13 protein-coding genes are annotated in these 18,756 nt (G+C 43.9%); 2 read left to right on the forward strand and 11 right to left on the reverse strand.

Going from position 1 to position 18,756, the window contains the following annotated elements:
* Nucleotides 1-236: 236 nt before the first annotated feature.
* Both NV381_RS13340 and NV381_RS13345 read right to left on the reverse strand, forming a co-directional pair.
* Complete coding sequence (locus NV381_RS13340; RefSeq protein WP_258213779.1) at nucleotides 237-686, reverse strand: GNAT family N-acetyltransferase; 450 nt, start codon at nucleotides 684-686, stop codon at nucleotides 237-239.
* A gap of 137 nt (nucleotides 687-823) precedes the next feature.
* Nucleotides 824-1,513 carry a sensor histidine kinase gene (locus NV381_RS13345; protein WP_258213780.1) on the reverse strand — a complete coding sequence of 230 codons (690 nt, stop codon included), beginning with the start codon at nucleotides 1,511-1,513 and terminating at the stop codon, nucleotides 824-826.
* 133 nt (nucleotides 1,514-1,646) lie between these two features.
* On the opposite strand from NV381_RS13345, the gene NV381_RS13350 reads away from it, so the two are divergent.
* Nucleotides 1,647-2,495 carry a helix-turn-helix domain-containing protein gene (locus NV381_RS13350; RefSeq protein WP_258213781.1) on the forward strand — a complete coding sequence of 283 codons (849 nt, stop codon included), beginning with the start codon at nucleotides 1,647-1,649 and terminating at the stop codon, nucleotides 2,493-2,495.
* Between the two features lie 61 nt (nucleotides 2,496-2,556).
* On the opposite strand, the gene NV381_RS13355 is transcribed toward NV381_RS13350, so the two are convergent.
* The 9 genes from NV381_RS13355 to NV381_RS13395 form a co-directional block, all read right to left on the reverse strand.
* Entirely contained in the window at nucleotides 2,557-2,757 is a 201-nt protein-coding gene (locus NV381_RS13355) for a YwqG family protein (protein WP_258213782.1), read from the reverse strand.
* Nucleotides 2,758-3,107: 350 nt separating this feature from the next.
* Nucleotides 3,108-4,490 carry a DJ-1/PfpI family protein gene (locus NV381_RS13360; RefSeq protein WP_258213783.1) on the reverse strand — a complete coding sequence of 461 codons (1,383 nt, stop codon included), beginning with the start codon at nucleotides 4,488-4,490 and terminating at the stop codon, nucleotides 3,108-3,110.
* Between the two features lie 450 nt (nucleotides 4,491-4,940).
* Nucleotides 4,941-6,059 (reverse strand): response regulator, encoded by a 1,119-nt coding sequence (locus tag NV381_RS13365; protein WP_258213784.1) that lies wholly within the window; start codon nucleotides 6,057-6,059, stop codon nucleotides 4,941-4,943.
* Nucleotides 6,037-7,788: an ATP-binding protein gene (locus tag NV381_RS13370; protein ID WP_258213785.1), complete on the reverse strand. Its 1,752-nt coding sequence runs from the start codon at nucleotides 7,786-7,788 to the stop codon at nucleotides 6,037-6,039. The genes NV381_RS13365 and NV381_RS13370 overlap by 23 nt, the downstream gene beginning before the upstream one ends.
* A 553-nt stretch (nucleotides 7,789-8,341) precedes the next feature.
* Nucleotides 8,342-11,617, reverse strand: a complete 3,276-nt coding sequence (locus tag NV381_RS13375) for an immunoglobulin-like domain-containing protein (RefSeq protein ID WP_258213786.1) — start codon at nucleotides 11,615-11,617, stop codon at nucleotides 8,342-8,344.
* A gap of 363 nt (nucleotides 11,618-11,980) precedes the next feature.
* On the reverse strand, nucleotides 11,981-12,721 hold the full coding sequence (locus tag NV381_RS13380; RefSeq protein ID WP_258213787.1) for an alpha/beta hydrolase family protein: 741 nt from the start codon (nucleotides 12,719-12,721) through the stop codon (nucleotides 11,981-11,983).
* A gap of 318 nt (nucleotides 12,722-13,039) precedes the next feature.
* Nucleotides 13,040-16,783 (reverse strand): S-layer homology domain-containing protein, encoded by a 3,744-nt coding sequence (locus NV381_RS13385; protein ID WP_258213788.1) that lies wholly within the window; start codon nucleotides 16,781-16,783, stop codon nucleotides 13,040-13,042.
* A gap of 418 nt (nucleotides 16,784-17,201) precedes the next feature.
* Complete coding sequence (locus NV381_RS13390; RefSeq protein ID WP_258213789.1) at nucleotides 17,202-17,705, reverse strand: DinB family protein; 504 nt, start codon at nucleotides 17,703-17,705, stop codon at nucleotides 17,202-17,204.
* 127 nt (nucleotides 17,706-17,832) lie between these two features.
* Nucleotides 17,833-18,165, reverse strand: a complete 333-nt coding sequence (locus NV381_RS13395; protein WP_258213790.1) for a winged helix-turn-helix transcriptional regulator — start codon at nucleotides 18,163-18,165, stop codon at nucleotides 17,833-17,835.
* 119 nt (nucleotides 18,166-18,284) lie between these two features.
* Between NV381_RS13395 and NV381_RS13400 the strand changes: the two genes are divergently transcribed.
* On the forward strand, nucleotides 18,285-18,686 hold the full coding sequence (locus NV381_RS13400) for a DUF4267 domain-containing protein (RefSeq protein WP_258213791.1): 402 nt from the start codon (nucleotides 18,285-18,287) through the stop codon (nucleotides 18,684-18,686).
* Nucleotides 18,687-18,756: the final 70 nt, after the last annotated feature.

Here is an 18,756-nt window from a genome sequence, read left to right on the forward strand (position 1 = left end):
TCCATCTTAACAGATGACATTTTTTCGTTGTCAACCATGAGGGGATAATACCAATCCCAGTGTAACCATCAACCTTCATAACTGAAAATGTTGATACTCTAATTGTGTATTTATAGTTCTTTCTTACATTTTACAATTATAAATTTTACTGGAGGTTTATTTTTCATGTTCTTACTTGGCTCGTCAATTTCTGAAAATTGCTCAAAGCGGCCCCTCTATTATCGTTATCCGTTAGTTTAGCCTTCGAATTTTTTTATATAATTCTTTTGATCCTTTGTAAACATATAGCTTCGTCTCTCATAGAACCTGTGAGCATGTATTCGACTTGGGTGGGACAACAATTTTATTCCAGAATATCCATTGTCCTTTCCCCACTGTTCAAGGCGATCAATCAACATACCGCCTATACCCTGATTCCTATAGCTTTCTTTAACAACAAATCCCAGAACGTTTACTAAAGAGTCGGAAAAAAGTAATTCATACGGGCTTCCATGAATATATCCTATTACCTCGGTGTCTTGTTCGTAAACAAAGATGATATCTTTAGTTTTCTTTGTAATGATTTCAATCTTCTCTCTTACTCTCTCTTCGGAAAATACATGTAGATTCGGGTTAAAGGCTTGATTTAGCAAATAAATAGCATGATAATCAGTTTCTCGAATTTCCCTAACCTTGTTTTCTTTCATATTTAAACGCCTCAATTCTTTAGATCACTACTATCATCTAAAATAAAATTTACAGGTCATTGCTCATCTTGGCAAGGCAATATATCCAAAAGAGTTATTAGCAAGAGTACGGTTTACGGCCATAAGGCCCTGGAGGTTCAGCAGGAAGGTAATTTCATAGCAATACTGGTCCCAAGTTTTTCTTTAGTTTTAATTTTTAAACCATAATTTTTGCCGTATGCTAATCGGATCCTGTTATGTACATTCATAATTCCATTGCCTGACTTTTTATTTCTTAATGTAGAGTTGATAATGCTTTCTTTCATTTGAGTGAATATATTATTTAAAATTTCTGCAGGTATTCCAAAACCGTTATCTTTAATTTCAATGATTAGATTCGATTGCTGGATGCATGCTTTAATTTCTATGCAGCAATTCTCATCCATTCCATTTTTGAAACCATGATATATGCAATTTTCAACTAGCGGAAAAAGGCTTAACCTTAGGATTTGGATATCTTTCAGTTCTTTTGGTATTTTCAAAATTAAATTAATATTTTGATCACGATAGCTCATTAATTGCCAATATTTTTCAATATAAGTAATTTCCTCGTTGATTGTCACGAATTTACGGTCGACATAAAAAATGTAACGCAGAATAAAAGAATAAGACTGTAAAATGTTAGATATTTCTTCTATCTCTGCTTGAATCGCGTAGCTATCTATAGTAGTTAGTATGTTAATTATAAAATCCTGATTCATGTGTAGTTTTGGAGCTATAGCATCTGCCAAGTAATACTGTAAGAGCTTTAAGTTGGCAATTGAGAGTTTTTCAAAATCTTCACACATTCATGCTCCCCCTTGTTTTAAAAATACTTAATTGGAATGTTCACTACTTAAGTATATCAAGGCTATGGTATCATAGACATGTACGAAACTAATCTTTACCCGTCCATTATTAACTTATACAGGTGAACATATGATGAATGCACAACAATCTGCTTTCTTGGCGGATCTTCTTCAAAATCTTCAGATACATGTTACGGAAGCTCATCTTACTCAATGTACCGAATCGTGGAGACTGCATAATTTTACACCGGCGTACAATAAACTATATTGGATTCTGAACGGAGAAGGCTGGATCAAAATAGGCGATCAAGAGCTGCACCCTCGTCCAGGGCAACTTTGCTTGCTGCCCGCTCATTCGCAGCAGTCTTATTCCGTTACCAGCAATCTTCCTTATTATAAATATTGGTGCCATTTCACAGCACATATCGGTTCGTTTGATCTATTCCAATGGCTGGACAAACCTCTCTATATGAAGGTCAGCAATGCTGAGCAGATGACAACATGGTTTAAAGAGCTTGTTGCGCTATTCCACGATTCTGCGTTAACATCTCGGCTTCGCGAAAAGGCGATCCTGCTGCAAATTATATCCTGCTATTTAGAATCTGTCCCCATCCATATGCTGCAGCAGCGCACCGAAGAAATGGATAGACTAGACCAACTGCAGACATTCATCGAACACAATCTTCATAAAAGCATTACTGTGGAACAAATCGCAAAATCCGTCCACTTCCACCCCAATTACTTGATCAAATATTTCAAAAAGCACTTCGGCATGCCACCCGCTAAATATATGCAGCGCAAACGGATGGATAAAGCTAAATTTCTGCTCACAACAACGTCGCTGAGCATGAAAGAAGTTGCTGAGCAGACCGGTTTTGAAAATACGAATCATTTTACAAAAAGCTTTCGCAAAGAAACAGGGTTTCCACCGACGGAGTATCGGAAAAATGTACGGGGTAGCACTTCACTCTCCAACTCCTGAGCCGCTGAGGTAAGTCCTGAGCGGCATAAACGACACTTTAGCAGAATCTGTGCCAAGATAGTTAATCCATACAAGTATCACTTCTTGAGCTCCAAGTAATTTCTCGTATCCAAAAATAGATTCGCCCTGCATCTCCCCACATCATACCTATTTCCTCTTCAGAATCAATTTGTAGGAGAAGTTTCCAGTCACTGACTCCCTTTTCGAGTTCTTCCCCCTCGGATATTGGAAACCGGAAGTAATAGTCGTCCTTAAAATTCATTACACTGACAATCAACAAATGAATGAATCATTCATTTGTTGAAGGGAGTGAGAATATGGAGCAAATGAATACCAGATGGACAGTAAAAGGAAAATGCATCATCATTACAGGAGTTACCAGCGGCATCGGGCTGGCCGCCGCGAAGGAGCTTGTGATCCGGGGATAGTGAGGGACAGATCCGTTAATAGATTTTAAATGAAAGCAATTAAACAATTGAATGATGGAGAGTGAATACGGTTGAAATAAGAAAAATGAATCCAGTTTCGAATCCACCTTCAATGATGGCAGAGCTCAAATAAAGAATGCAGCGAACTGGCCTTATGCTGCATTTCCTAAAGCTTTTCTATATGTTACTTAGGCACATTTGTATCATTGGACATCGGACCTCTCCTCCCTTTTCGAATGAATCGTTTATCAAGAAAGAAAGTAGTCAACAATGCAGCTAAACTAAGCAAAATCGGAATACCAAAAGCTTCATAGGAAAACGGTTTGCCTTCGAAGTTTAGATTGGTCGCACGGTACTCCAATCGCTTGGCACCATATTTTGCGGTTAGGACGTCCTCTTGCTTGGCTAAATCTTCAAGTGGAGCATCAAAGATAAATCTGTGAGCAGAGCCGCTGTGAATGAACTCAGGCACCACGTTATTTCCCTTTTTGTTCCACTGTTTGACATCTTCCGCAGTTAAAGACTCCGCTTCCACACCTGGAACGAACATACGATCCAGCTTCGGCGCATTCGACATTTGATATCGGGTGACAAGGTTAAGGTGATTCTTCGTAACGATAGGTTGCTTAGCGTCTGAGATGGTGTATACCTTTGTTGTTCCGGAAGCCGCATAGGTATCAAAAATCGTTGTAAGTGCTCCGTCATCCATCCCGTTATACAACAATACCCCTGCGCTTTTTTTGTTCCATTGGAATGCTTGATTAAACGTAAATATCAATTCGGTTCGATCCACATAATAAGGGTCTACCTTCGGATTCTTTACAAAATGATAGGAAGGGTACTTCATCTCTTTCGCTATTTTCTCCGCCATAGGTTCGCCTAATTGCTGTGAGATCACATAGAGGACGGCATCGATTCCTGAAGTGAGAGCTGCTGAAGCGACTGTGTTCCCGTCTGCGACATAACGCACATCCCTTCTCCATTTTGTTTCAGGATATTTATCGATTTCATGATAATCAAAACTTTTCCAGTCGGTAATTGCTTCTTTCCCTTTTAATAAACCTGTATCGGCCAGATTCAACCCTCCAGCGCAAATGCTTAACAACTTCGTATCCGAATGTTTTTGTATCCATTCCCGGACAGGTTTATACTTTGCTTCATCAACCATAGGCATTGCCGGGATCACAATAAGGTCGGGACTTTTTCCTAAAAATCGATCCAGTTCATCAAAAGAATAGTGTGGCATCAGATCCAAACCACCAGAGAGTGTTTTCATGTTTTTGTCCGGGGCAACTGCGTATACGTTATAAGACTCAGTCATGGCGAACATTTCATACGGAACCATAAAATCGAACACTTCTGTCGTCGGATTGGATAAAAGAACAGCTACTGTTGGTTTTTTCGGATTATGTTCAGGGATACTCACGTCTTGTAAGGCAGGCATCGGTGATTGCCGAGTGGGAATCCAATATGCATGATTTGAGCGGATATACCCAAACGCACCGACCCCACCGAAAAGGATAACGAACGTCATTACATAGACAACGACGCGTAATAATAACTTCATACTTGATTCTCCTCTAACCTTTATTTTTTTCTCGCTTTGATACCGCAGCGGTGATTTCAACATCTGTCATCTAACTTCGCCATTGTGATGTTGACTTTCATCTGCAACCATCGTAGTAAAATAATGTATTTAAATTACCATACCCTTGTAGGGTATGTCAATTACTCTTTTTAGTAAATTTTTGTTTGCCCCGACTATAAAAAACAGCGGCACCCATAGATTCGGGCGAGCTTTTCGTTTCGGAATTGTAAAAATATAGCGGTAACGGTTCGTCTCCTAAATGGAGTACTATACCAGTCTCACCGTTCAGAGGAGCAAACTTGGAGTGAAGACTTTCCTGATAATAGGGTTTTATGCCCTCGACGCGCCGAAAAAACTTGCCGTCACTTATGTTATAAGCGAAATCAAAATGCACCCAAATGGGTGCATTTATAGTTACGACAGTGCTGATCACTGATATTGTTCATATAGCTGTTGAATAATCGACGAAGGATGCAGACCAAGCTCTTGAAGCAGCAATTGCGTATAGTGCTCATAATAGTTATGTAGCGACTGTCGATCTCCCATAGCCCCGTATATATTCAGCAGGAGAAGACTTGACTCTTCTTGAAATTCATTACGGTATACAATTCTTCTCGCAATTTGCGCTGCTTCTCTAAATTGCTTTCGAGCCAGCAGCCAGATGGCAAGACGCTCGGCAAAGGAATCGTACTTAGCCGCTAACCGCTCACGTTTCACAGTTACCCACTCAAACGAATAATCCTCGAACAGATCACCTGCAAACTGTTTCTCCAGATCAATTGCCACCGCTACATTCGCTTCTTTGATATCGGATAATTCCTCCACGTCCAGCTCAAATTGAATAAAATCGACATCGGCTTGTTCCAAGTCTACACGATACTGTTCTTGCGCTGAAATGATCATCTCCTTGAATCCGTGCGGCGACAATGCTTTCCTAAGCTGATAAACCGCTGTATTGAGGTACATTTCGGCATTCTTAAGAGGCCTCTCTGGAAAAATATCCTCCAAAATTCGGGTTTTGGTTACGCTTCGACCCTGGTTAACGAGCAAATAAGCAAATAGCTCCATACTTTTTTTAGAAATCCATTTCACAGCACCCGCTTGCTTACTGCTGACCTCGAAGCAACCCAGCCCCCGAACCGTCAGCCGATTAAGCATGAGATCGCGAGCTTCATCAGAAGAAGCGCCACGTCTGTGAAATGATTGAGTAATCGTCTGTGCGAGTCGCTTCCTGGAAATCGGCTTAACCATGTAGTCCAATGGATATACATCGTAAGCGTCAAGTGAAAATTCTGAATGCGAGGTCGTAAACACGATGTGAAGTTCCGCACGAAGCGAGCGTAGGCAGCGGGCCAGCTCTAATCCGTCATCCCCAGCAATCATGATGTCCAGAAATGCGAGATCCACGTCCCCGTTCCGCACGAAATCCAGCACCTCTGCCGCATTGCAAAAGCTTCCAACAAGCTCCACGCCTTCCATAGTCGATAGCATCCGCCTCATAGCGAATAGCATTGCAGGCTCATCGTCAACGATGAGAACTTTCATCATGTTGCTCCCCTCTCATGGTGAAGTGAAATACGCTTCCTTGCCCTACTTCGCTTTCCGCCCATATACTCCCGCCGCTTCGTTGTACAAACTGTCGGCTTACGAGAAGTCCAAGCCCCGCGCCCTTTTCTCCCATAGTACCTGGCAATGAATTGAGCTGCATCATCTCGTCAAATAACTGACGAACCTGCTCCTCTTCCATACCAACCCCATTATCGCGTACGGAAATGATCACCATGTCCCCCGATAACTGGGCATACACATCGACTGAACCCCCCAATCCGGTAAATTTGATCGCGTTCGATAACAAATTTCGAATTATTAATCCAAGCGCTTCCCGGTCAGCGTAAACACGAACGCCTAAGGCAATGCTATTAATTACCCTGATCTGTTTAGCCTCGCTTTTAATATGCAGCACATGACAACATTCCTCCACAACCTCAGCCAACTCCAGAAACTGTGGACGAAGAGCCATGTCTTCCCTCTGGCTGCGGAACCACTCTAACAAGTTATTTGTCATTCCGAGTGTATTACGAGTCTGATCACCCAGCTTCTCAATGATTTCCCGATGATCCGTACTGAAGCTGTCTCTATCTTCTTCCAGCAATTCAACTAGCTGAAATTGCAGCGCGAGCGGACTACGAATATCGTGTGACACGATCGTAAACAGTTGATCCTTCAGATGGTTGAGCTGTGCAATTTGTTCCAGATGCTGTTGCTTCTCAGTAATATCAAAGATAAGAGAAATACTGCCCTGTCCTTGCTTACCTAGTATAGATAAAGGATATACGTTCACATTGTAGATTTTTCTTTCTCCATTCCGCCAAGTGTCAATCTCGACACGGCCCTGTTCCGTTGACATGCACAACTTATGCCATTCCGGCCAAGACCCCAATATTTCTGTCATATTCCGGCCATAAATAGTAGCATATCCCATCTCTGAAAACCATTGGGAGGCCTGTTTATTACTGTCGATAATCTTTCCTGAAGCATTCGCAATCACAATACTTTCCTGAAGTGTATCGAGCACAATATTCCTGGCAATCGGAACGGCAGAGAAAAACTTAAGTCTCAGTGTAATTACCAGCATTAACATACCTGTAAATCCACAGTAAACCGACAACGGAAGCAGCCAGGACGACCATTCGGGATTAACAGATTTCACAATCTCAAGAAGAAGCGGCAAAGAGGACAGAAACAAAACCCACATTCCCGGCTTACGAAAATCGTTGCGAATATTCCGTATATACTGAAACAGAAGATAGATACATATAGCCAGAATACTATAACAAATAATAATGAACGCGATTGAATAGGCAGTTCTTGTCGTGACTAAATGGCCGTCATAGAGTTGGACCGTGCGATATGTCACTTGAAGTACAGGGTTGAACCACATAAGGAGCGACCAGAGCGCGAACCCAACGAACAGCATGATCTTCCATCGTGCCCTTAATATTTTTTCATGACCGATCAATTCATGTACGAACAAAATCATGAAAGGTACTATAAAGTTAAGCGCCGTATACTGAACATTGCGAAAAACCAGCTTCTCCATTAATAAATAGCTGCTTTTCTCCAGAATGACGCCACTTGAGTAAATAAACCTGCACACGATCACGCCGATAAAATAACTTACTCCGCGCGCTCTTCTAATCCTGTATGCAAAGAAGAAAATGATGCCCGTCATGATCACTGAAGCAATCATAAAGACAAGCTCTACTGTGGGATTCATGAGGTAGATCCTTTTTGTTTGACGTAAAATAATTTTGCTATATTTTCCTTTATTTTAATATAATAGTATACGAAAACATAGAGTGCAATGCTTGAACAAAGGGAGAATAACTTTTCAAGCCGTCGATAACCGCCTAATCTGATCAATTCTACTACCCACCGATAGCTGCCCTCTCCTTACCAAAAATTTCGCATCATTTATGGTAGAGCTCAGCTTAACGGGACTATCGGCGAAAAATGCAAAAGGAGCATGCCGTGGCTGCTCCATTAAAAATCAATGCAAAATTTTTTCGATGCTTCAAACTAAATGAATTCCTATCAATACAAGCCAGGCTTGCCCTGAGGCCACTACGGATATGGTTCCTTGCGGACTTTCTTTCCATGTATGTCCATTTCGCTCTCAATTCGAAGGCTCGTCCAGTATAGCATCGATAACATTTAATATCCTCTTTTGCTCACTTATACTCCTGCTTCTGAGGCTATTCACAATTTCTGTGAGCGTATTCTCCCTTCCTTCTCCACTCACTGGCTGCCGGTCTGAATCCTGTTCCTATCTAATGAAGAGTTTTATATAGCCGCAAAAAGACGACGGCGGCTTCGGCTCTTGTTGTCCGTCCATCCGGTACAAATTGATTGTCTTGCCGTCCTTCCAGAAGCCCTTGCTTACGGGTTGCTTCAACATAACCCTTGGCCCAGGCTGGAATGCTCACATCATCAGAGAAGAAGGGACTTTCCTTAGGGACAGCCTCCCATTTCATGGCCTTGGCGACCATCGCAGCCATTTCTGTACGGTTTAACGTTTGCATTGGCTTTAACGTGCCGTCGGAGTATCCATTGAGAACTCCTTCAACTACTGCTGTTTGAATCGCCCATCTCGCCCACTCAGGGATGCTGTCTTTGTCGCTGAATGTCATCGCTCCCGATTCATTGCGAATATCGACTTGGAGCGTCCGCAGCAGCATGACGGCAAACTCCGTCCGTGTTACGTACTTATCCGGCATAAAGGTTTGGGCATCCACTCCCTCAACTATACCCAGCCCCGCCGCTTCGCAAATATCTGTTTTTGCCCAATGATTCCGGATATCCGTAAAGGCACATACAGGAGCAGAAGCAGATGGCTGTTCACTACCGGCAATACGATGGATTGTTACCGTATACGTTTTGAGAGTTCCGTCCTCGGCTTGAACCGATATAGCCAGTACATTGGTTCCTATCGCCAAAGGAATGGTTTTCGACTCACCTAAGGGTTCGCCAGCCAGCTTCATAATCGCATTGAAGTTAGCAGGGCCCAATTGCAGCTCTACCTGCCCGGCGTCCGTCTCTGCAGTATACTCCGTTGTCCCGGGCGTGAAAGCAGGAGATAATCCGATCTCCTTGCCGGATATGTACACGTTTAATCTCGCCAGATCTGCAAGGCTTGACGAGGTCGCGCTGGATGATCCGCCGCTGCTGGAGGAACTCTGGGAACGCAACACATTCACTGTCCGCACCAGTTCTGCCGCTGCATTGCCCGAGCTATCCTGCACCTTGTACACCAGCGAATAGGCACCTGCGATCTCGCTGTATACCGAGCCTGTGACCGTAATTTGACCCGTCAGATCTCCATCAAAGCTGTCCGTGGCCGTAGCCCCGGGGTCGAGGAATGCAGTACCCTGCCTAAGAGTCAGCGAGGCATCACCCAATAAGGTAATCACAGGTGGCACAGTATCCTTAACCTGAACGGAGCGCACAGCATCAGGTGCATGGTTCCCCCCGCGGTCCGTAACGTTATAGCTGAGTGTATAGGTGCCGACTTGATTCGTGTTTATCGTGCCGCTAACCGTAATCCGGTCGGTTAAGTCGCCATCTACTGCATCCATCGCGATCGCTCCCGGATCGGTAAAGGTGTTTCCGGCCTCTACCTGTATCGGGTTCGGACCCATGAGCGTAATGACGGGCGCTCCGTTGTCTGCTACGTTTACTACACGAGTGAGGCTCGCCGGATTTCCTGCTGCATCACTCACCTGATACGTCAGCGTATAGGTGCCGACTTGATTCGTGTTTACCGTGCCACTAACTGTGACTTGCGAGGTCAGGTCGCCATCTACCGCATCCCAAGCGGTAGCCCCGGGATCGGTAAAGATGCTTCCGGCCTCTACCTGCATCGGATTGGAGCCGATAAGCGTAATTATCGGTGCGACCCCATCCACTACGTTAACAGTTCGGGTTTTCGTTGCGGTATTCCCCGCTGCATCCGTTACTTGATACGTCAGTGCATAGGTGCCGACTTGATTCGTATTTACCGTGCCGTTAACCGTGACCTGCGAGGTCAGGTCGCCATCCACCGCATCCAGCGCTGTGGCCCCGGGGTCGGTAAAGATGCTTCCAACCCCAAGCTGCAAAGTGTTGGTTCCATTCAAGGTAATCGCTGGCGGAGTAGAGTCGACCATGAAGGTTACCGATCTAACCACCGCCTGATTGCCCCAAGCATCCCCTGCCATCACGTTAACGGTATAGGTACCCTCGGGAAAACGTGTACTATCCAGGGTTACAGGAAAGCTGTAGTTTTGGTTGCTTCCGGTAGCGGCAGAGAAGTTTTGGGATCCGCTGGCTACAACCTGACTAGACCTGTTCACAATTTTATAATCCACATATACGGCCTCTCCCACACTGCCGTCTCTCATCGTACCATTCACAAGTAATACGCTATTATGGCGGTATTTGGTTTGCATCCATGCATCTATCCGAACAACGGGAGTGAACACGCGCAGATACGGATATGAATTGCCTTCATTGATCCCCCATATCGTAGAAAAATCGAAGCCTGTATACGCAGCGGACGTTTTCATTTGAGCTTCTGTTAATCCTACACTGCCCCCGATTCCCCCCGTATGCACACCAGGCGAGGTCGGATTAGCCGTAGTGTTCCAAACAGCGTTTGTAATGGCTCCATGAGCAGGTCTGTGTTCACTCAGCAAGGCACCTACTTTCGGTCCGCTAATCGTACCCGCTGCAAAGCTTCTTTGGAGCGAATTTTGCAGCATGGCTGTCAAGCCGCCTCCGCCGCTGCTGACGACACTGTTGACTTGTATATTTCCTAACATGTAACTGTCGCGAATAGGTCCATAGCTGAGTCCTGCTAAACCGCCTATATTAGTTTCGCCATGTACATTGCCTGACGCATAGCTGCTCTCGATCCCATTGGTTCCAAGATCGATGGTTCCTACCAAGCCGCCGACAGAGGTATATCCCGATACATTAACAGTTGAATAGCTGTTACGAATTTGAGACGGTGATAATCCGAGCACACCGACTAACCCCCCGGTAGAGCGGCTGGTAACTGGATTATTATTTCCTGCAACTGTACCCGATACGTAGATACCAGTAATTGCTGTAGACAAAGCGAAGCCTGCGAGACTGCCGGTATCGTAAGCTCCTTCTCCTGTGACATTGACATGATCCAAGTTCATGTTTTTAAGGGCTGCTCCTTGTGTATACCCGAATAAACCGACATAACGCGCCGATGAACGGGTGACCATTCCAGTAAGCGTATAGTGGTTCCCGTCAAAACTTCCTGTAAATGGCGTTAAGTCCGTCCCGATAGGCTCCCAGCCTGTCCCGGCTGCATAATCGGATAAATCGATATCAGCACCTTGCCGGTAATGCCCCCCAAGCCCGTCCCGAACATGATTCATATCTTCTGCAGTCAGCACGATATAGGGGTCAAGCGCCGTTCCATTACCTCCTCCTGTAAATACATAAGGGGCCGCTTTAACGGGGTTCGGCCACACGCCTAACCATGATCCTGCCATTAACAAGGTGACTAGAGTGAGCAGTATGCTTTTTTTCATCGTTCAGATCCTCCATGATTTCGTAAAGTTAACGCTTCACAATAAAAATAAATTCTTCTGCTATGAAGTGTAACAGAACGCAATGAAAGAACTATGAAAGAAACTTCCCTTTGTAGGATCAGTCAGTCATCATAGGAATCGATCGTCGAAATTTTGACAAGTACCGAACCGTTTAGAGGTTGAATTCGCTTTAGAACTGTATGATTACAAATTATTACATATAGGACGCTATAGCAATACCCCAATAAGCACAATCATCCACTGTTCAACCGCCTCAGAAAAAAGATATCATCATTTTCTCACACTAACCTGCCCCGCTAGCCATCCATTCATTCTTCTGAATTGCACCACAAAGCATGAAAGTTAATCCGTTCTTTCATGGTGGCTAAGCAAGATGTTATCCAGCCATTCATTTGACTTCTCAAGCATTCCAATCGTTATCTGATGATTGACACCGGGGTATTCGACTAATTGTAGATACTCCGATGAGACATTTGCCATTTCATTCATAAAGTATTTTTGGCTTTCGATGGGAATTGTACTATCTTCCTTACCATGAAGTAATAAAAGTCTCTTATTACCCCCGAAGTTCACGTTGCTCAAAGGGTCGTGTTCTTTTAATAATTTTCTTTCAATGTCTGTTAATGGAGGTCGTCCATCTTTTTCACGATACAGTTCCTCAAACTTTACCCATGCACATGAACCATTAATAGCTATTGCAGAGTGCAGACCAGAAATTTTCGAAAAAGCGCCTGCTGCTATAAATCCACCACTCGAATGTCCAATGATACTGATATCATCGAATTCGGACAATGCTGACACTATTTCCTCTACTTCCTTAACACCTTGAAGGACCGTATTCCAAAAATATTCTTGTAATACTTGGGTCTCGAAATAATTCAGTTTTCCACGCACCCCATGATTCGGCAATTCAGGTACAATAACCTTATATCCCCAGCTGGAAATTAGGGATGCAAAGAACAAATAGTTCTCGATTTTGGATGCCCAACCGTGATACAAAAGCACTGCGGCTCTTGGTATTTCAGGCGGATTTATAATAAGTGATGGAATACCTGAAATTTTGCAATTTACGAAATTATTCATCGCAATCTCCTTAATCAACTTTACCATAAGTTTCAACAATTCAATTGAATTATCCTGCCCTGTCCCTCAATCAATAGCTGATCATTTGAGAAGATTCCTCAATTGTGGGAAACGATATATGTTCTTGTCACTGACTTTTGACAAGAGCATATATCCGTTAAAATGAAAAAAGCCGCAGTTATGCGGCTTCTAAAACATTTATGTTCTTGTCCTCTGAATTTAATAGTTTGATTCCGGCAGCAAGGAAATAAGGATCATCGCAAGTTAACAACAAGGCTGCTTCGAGCTTGATTCAAAGCAGCCTTGTCTATGTGTCTTTTACTTGCTCTTTTGCGCCAGCATTTTCAGCAGTACCGTTACCGCCTCTGCTCTTGTTGTTTTATCGACTGGAGCAAATTGGTTCGAACCTTTGCCTTCAATAATGCCCTGCTTGTTCATGGCAGCAACCGAGCCTTTGGCCCAAGCCGGAATATCCTTATCATCCACGAAGCTGGTTGTAACAGTCGCTTGAATGGACTGTCCTAGCGCGTTCGCGATCATAGCCGCCATCTCGGAGCGTGTAATTTCTGTATCCGGACGGAAGGAGCCGTCTTCATATCCATTAATAATGCCTGCTTGCACTGCTTGCGCTACTGCTTTCTGAGCCCAAGCGCCGATCTTCTCCTTATCGGTGAATGCAAGTGCTGCTCCATCTCGTTGAGGTTTCAACGCATTTATCAGCATGAACGCAAATTCCGCACGCGTTACGCTACTATTCGGCTTGAACGAACCATTCGGATAGCCACTGACGATGCCAGTGCTTGCCGCTTGCTTGATATTCGTCTCCGCCCAGTGTCCGGAGATATCGCTGAAGTTGATCGTCTGCGTAGTGTTTTCCGTTGCGTCTGCCCCTTGGTCTACGCCGAAGACCGCATATTTTGTAAAGTGGTTCACCTTTACGGTAATGGTATTACCATTTACCTCGCCTCCAACTTTTACCCATGTCTTCTTAGTTTCGTCATAGAAGAATACAGAAGGTGTTTGATTTCCCTTTAAGCTTTTCGGATCGAAGGTAAAGATAAGAGTGATTTCCTTATCGAAATTTTCCGTGAAGTTTTTCAGAATTTCGTATACCGGGGTGGCCAGAACATCTTTGCTTGTGAGCAGCTTTTGCGCGTCCACCACTTTTTCAATCGTTAATTTCAGCTCTTTGCTGGAAGCATCGGCAGGAATAACAATCTTGACCCTATCGTCCAAGCTAACCTCACCCGACTTACCAACGGGAAGCGTCAGTGTACCGTCCGAAGAGGTAACTTTATCGCTGAAAGTCGTCGCTCCGCTACTGCTGCTTCTACTGGATGATGGATATGCACGCGTCACCGTAACCGTATAGGTTTTCGGAGTGCCATCCTGCGATGTCGCGATGATGGTAATCACGTTAGTGCCAGTGTTCAAAGTAATAGCGCCGCTTGCTTGGCCGATTGCAATTGCTGCTCCGTTCAAGGTCATCGTCGCGTTACTGTCATATACGCTTGCCGTTACGGTCGTGCTGGATATATTATTACCCACACTAGCACTGTACGAAGTTGTCCCAGAAGTGAATGCCGGGGTTAGCGTGATGCCGGATAGTGTCAGTCCGCTCAACTCAGCGTTGTTGCTTAAACGGTTCACTGTTAGATTATACGTATTTGATGTCTGATTCTGTGCAGTTACCTGTATTTTAATAAGGTTTGGCCCGACAATCAGGTTCGAAGCGTTGTAAATATATACATTACCCGTTACCGTGATGTATGTTGCACCCGTAACCGATAGAGTTTCATTCGGGTCCGCTTTTGTCAAAGTAATGTTGAGACTTGAAACCGCATTAGACACGTTCAATGTATAATTCGAATTCGATGTCGTAAACGCCGGTGTTAATGTTCCTTGATCCGTGGACAAGCTGGACAACAATGTATTCGCTGATATCCACTTCGCATACAGTGTCACATCCGTTGTTCCCATAGTAATCGTAGCGCCGGCGGCATAATTCGTTCCATTTCCATCCGCTTGCGTGTTCCAGCCCGCGAACGTATAGCCTGCCTTCACCAGGTTACCCGTGTTGCCGTAAACCGACACCGCTACGCCCTGCTCATACGAGCCGCTATCGGTAGGCACGCTTCCAGAGGTAGCCCCGTTGCTATTATACCTCAAGGTGTACGTTGAGTTCATCGTCCACTTCGCATAAAGCGTCACATCCGTCGTTCCCATAGTGAACGTAGCGCCGGCGGAATAATTCGTTCCGGTTCCATCCGCTTCCGTGTTCCAGCCCGCGAACGTGTAGCCCGTCTTGACTAAAGTTACTGTATTATTATAAATATTGACTGTTTTTCCTTGCGAGTAAGAGTTACTGTCAGTCGGTGCGATCCCTCCGATGCTGCCGTTCCCGTCATAAGTCACAAACTTTTGTATCGCCTGCAAATAGGGATATCCGTTATTGCGCGATGAGCCTATTCCCCAGGTGCTTGCAAAATCCCAGCTTGAATCCGGATAGGTGCTTTGCTTTTTCATATCTGTATTCGATTTGCCATCGCCTTTGTCTGTATCCGATTGCTTTGTTGTATCTGAGTCATAGAAGCTGTTGCTGATCGTTCTATTTCCACTGTAACCGACCAATCCACCTACATTGGCGGCACTTCCTGTTACTCTACCCGTGGCATAGCTGTTGCTGATCGATCCATCATTAACACCGACCAGTCCGCCCACTTCACCGGCTCCCGTTACACTTCCCGTGGCGTAGGTGTTGCTGATCGTACCCTCATTATAACCGACCAAGCCACCCACATTTCCGTCACTTCCTGTTACACTTCCCGTGGCGTAGCCGATATTAATCGTTCCAGCATTGTAACCGATCATACCGCCTAGTTCACCGGCTCCCGTTACATTTCCCGTGGCGTAGCTGTTACTAATCGTTTCATAATTAACACCAACCAAGCCGCCTACATCCCATGTGCCGCTTGTTCCGCTCACACTTACCGAAGCGTAACTGTTGCCAATCGTTCCAGCATTCTCGCCTGCTAGGCCGCCTACTATGTAACCATTTCCTATAATATATCCTGCAGTGCTGCCGTTACTGATCGTCCCGTTATTGTACCCGACCAAGCCGCCAACATAGGCGTAGCCCTTAACATCTACATTTTCCAGTTTCATATCACTAACACTGGCATTATTGCTTATATAACCAAATAACCCCATATAATGATTATTAGGCCTATTAATCGCGAGGTTTGTAATCTTGTGTCCGTTACCTTCCATATTCCCCTGAAATGGTCTACTTCCATCCCCAATCGGCACCCAGCCTTCTCCAGACTGATAACCGCTCAAATCAATATCCGCCGTCAGCTTGAAATAAAGGCCCGAATCCAAATAGTTCCTGACCAGATCTAATTGAGCGGGTGTTGCAATCTGATAAGGATCGCTTGCTGTACCCGTTCCGCTATAAACGGATTCTGCTGGGAACACCGTCCACTCCGCATACAACGTTACGTTTGCCGTTCCCATATTGAATGTAGCGCCTGCAGCATAAGGAGTTCCGGTTCCATCCTCTTTCGTGTTCCAGCCAGCAAAGGTAAAACCCGTTTTCACCAGATTCCCTAAATTGCCCAAAACAGAAACAGCAGCTCCCACTTCATATGTATTACTGTCGGTCGACGCGCTTCCGGATGTAGCGCCATTGCTGTTATACGTCACGTCCCCTTTGGCCACATAACACGCTTTACCTACACCACCGATGGGGTCGCCGAACGTATTGTTATTACAACCCACACTTTGGGTAAAAGTACCGGAAGTATAGTATCCAATCGCACCATAATAAACTACCTGCGTACCCGGAAAATTGCAACTCTCATTCTCACTGGCACACTTTATCATATTGTTGGTATTTATTGAAGCGGCTGATGCCTCTGAAGTAAATGAAAATGAAGACAACACCATCAATGCCAATAATAATAATATGAGGCCCCTCTTTAGCAGCACCTTTGTAAAGCCAGATAGGATGTAGCCCCTAACCGCTTTGTTGAAAACCTTCTTACTGTTTGTTGCAAGCATAGTTCTGTTTTCACTCCTCTTCTTTGTCAATAGATGAAGGCAGGAATTTCGATTAAAATTTTCTATAATTGCTGAAATTCCCATCCCTACTTGTCGATTTTTGACACTCTGACCTACTATAAGACTATATTGGTAAAAAAAAAATCCCCCGTTCGGGGGAGAAGAAAAATATTGGATAAAAAAAACCAATCAAAGCAGTATCTATTAACATTTGACTAAGTTTAGTAACGCTATACCGTGGAACCGGCTAAACTTCATTGGAAACACCTATTCATGCTCTTCGTCTGGGGCAGAGGCTAGCAGGGTCTCCATCTGGTGTGTTCCAAGCGACTCTGATTTGGAAGCCCTGCACATTTAGAGCTAGGGATATTTCCTTGAATCGCTGTACCAATTATAGGACTATGTTTATAGTCTATTTTCACAAATGAAGACCTCCTCTCGGAGAAATCGAAGGAAAAAAATTCCTCGGCCCTCTTCCAATAACGTTGGCGGATACTGGTTGAAATCCAATGTCTCTTACCCAGACGGACAACTGACCCATATGATGGATTTCATGAGCAATTACATGACGCAAAATTTCACCTTTGGTGTAACTTCCGTTCGTCCATGATACTGTCACAACTTCATGTTCAAATTCGTTATTCCATGTTTCAAAGAATAACCGTATTTCGGTTCTCCAAGAATCTGAAAGATCTTTTACTTGCCGAATGGACTTATATTTATCATATTGCACTTGAATATCAGGTTTTCCCTGAATTCCACGAATCCAGCTATTTTCAACATCTACAATGTGGAATAGTGTTTTTTGAATACCACCTACTCCACCACTTCGATTGCACGTCAATTCATCATTTGGAATTTGCTTACACAATTCAAACCATTCATCTCTGACCATCCAGTTATATAGAAATAAATTTATCAAATGATGCAGCCCCTTTCAATGAACAAAAAGAGGAGCTGCCGCGAGGCAGACCCCTTCACTATCGTACTCCGTTAGTTTCATTTTTATTGATAACAAACTCTAGAAGGAAAGGCAGAAAAAAACAGCTTTAAGACGCTGGTTCTTCACGTTTCCGCTCATTATGACTTTCTCCCCAAGCACACATTACTTCTGCTACAGGGATCAATGTTTTGCCATATTCACTAAGAGAATATTCTACTTTTGGAGGGACTGTTGGGTATACCGTTCTTTCAATCACGCCTTCTTGTTCCAAGTCTCGAAGATGTTGCGTAAGCATCTTTTGGGAAACATCAGGTATGAGCTTTTCCAGCTCGTTGAATCGCTTGGTTGATTCCATCAAATGCCATAAAATAACCGGCTTCCATTTGCCACCTAAAACATGAATAACTGTCTCGATTGGACATTCGCGCTGATGAATCATAGATTAATCATCCCCTTACTTTTAAGTAAGTGCATTACTTTAAAGTGCGTTATTAACAGAATTTTACAATCGATATACAATAAAGTCAATCACATAGAACAGAAAAAGGAGACAGACCAATGAGTAAATATTATTGGGGACCAAAGTCAGTAACATATTGGTTAGTGGGTGTTGTTACGTTGTTGATGTTGTATTTAGGAGTAAGAGGTTTTATTCAGCCAGAAGCTGCGATTCGAGATTTTGGTATACCGCTGCATGACACAGCTGATAGATATCTTGTTAATATAAAAGCAGATCGTGATCTGTTTATTGGTATCTGCCTACTAGTCTTGATGGTACTTCGTATGAAAAAAGCATTACTTGTTATTATGTTAACTTCTATTTTAATGCCTATAGTAGATGCAATATTGGTATTAACGAATGCAGTAGATAAAACACCTTCTTGGATTCATATTGTTACTGCGGTATATGGACTTGTTGTAGGTTGGATGTTATATCGAGAAGAACAGCGATCCAAATAGCTGCTCATCGAAGCTATCCCCCTAACGAACCAAAAGATCCATCGTTATTCCAGTAGCCGTGATTTGCTTA

The sequence above is a fragment of the Paenibacillus radicis (ex Xue et al. 2023) genome (genome assembly GCF_024722015.1).
In the GTDB taxonomy this organism is placed as follows: Bacteria; Bacillota; Bacilli; order Paenibacillales; family NBRC-103111; genus Paenibacillus_S.

Excerpts from the sequence above, each read along its gene's own strand:
- NV381_RS13350 (WP_258213781.1), top strand. The coding sequence starts at position 1,647 with ATGAATGCACAACAATCTGCTTTCTTGGCGGATCTTCTTCAAAATCTT.
- NV381_RS13365 (WP_258213784.1), bottom strand. The coding sequence starts at position 6,059 with ATGATGAAAGTTCTCATCGTTGACGATGAGCCTGCAATGCTATTCGCT.
- NV381_RS13370 (WP_258213785.1), bottom strand. The coding sequence starts at position 7,788 with ATGAATCCCACAGTAGAGCTTGTCTTTATGATTGCTTCAGTGATCATG.
- NV381_RS13360 (WP_258213783.1), bottom strand. The coding sequence starts at position 4,490 with ATGAAGTTATTATTACGCGTCGTTGTCTATGTAATGACGTTCGTTATC.
- NV381_RS13375 (WP_258213786.1), bottom strand. The coding sequence starts at position 11,617 with ATGAAAAAAAGCATACTGCTCACTCTAGTCACCTTGTTAATGGCAGGA.
- NV381_RS13355 (WP_258213782.1), bottom strand. The coding sequence starts at position 2,757 with ATGAATTTTAAGGACGACTATTACTTCCGGTTTCCAATATCCGAGGGG.
- NV381_RS13340 (WP_258213779.1), bottom strand. The coding sequence starts at position 686 with ATGAAAGAAAACAAGGTTAGGGAAATTCGAGAAACTGATTATCATGCT.
- NV381_RS13380 (WP_258213787.1), bottom strand. The coding sequence starts at position 12,721 with ATGAATAATTTCGTAAATTGCAAAATTTCAGGTATTCCATCACTTATT.
- NV381_RS13400 (WP_258213791.1), top strand. The coding sequence starts at position 18,285 with ATGAGTAAATATTATTGGGGACCAAAGTCAGTAACATATTGGTTAGTG.
- NV381_RS13345 (WP_258213780.1), bottom strand. The coding sequence starts at position 1,513 with ATGTGTGAAGATTTTGAAAAACTCTCAATTGCCAACTTAAAGCTCTTA.
- NV381_RS13395 (WP_258213790.1), bottom strand. The coding sequence starts at position 18,165 with ATGATTCATCAGCGCGAATGTCCAATCGAGACAGTTATTCATGTTTTA.
- NV381_RS13385 (WP_258213788.1), bottom strand. The coding sequence starts at position 16,783 with ATGCTTGCAACAAACAGTAAGAAGGTTTTCAACAAAGCGGTTAGGGGC.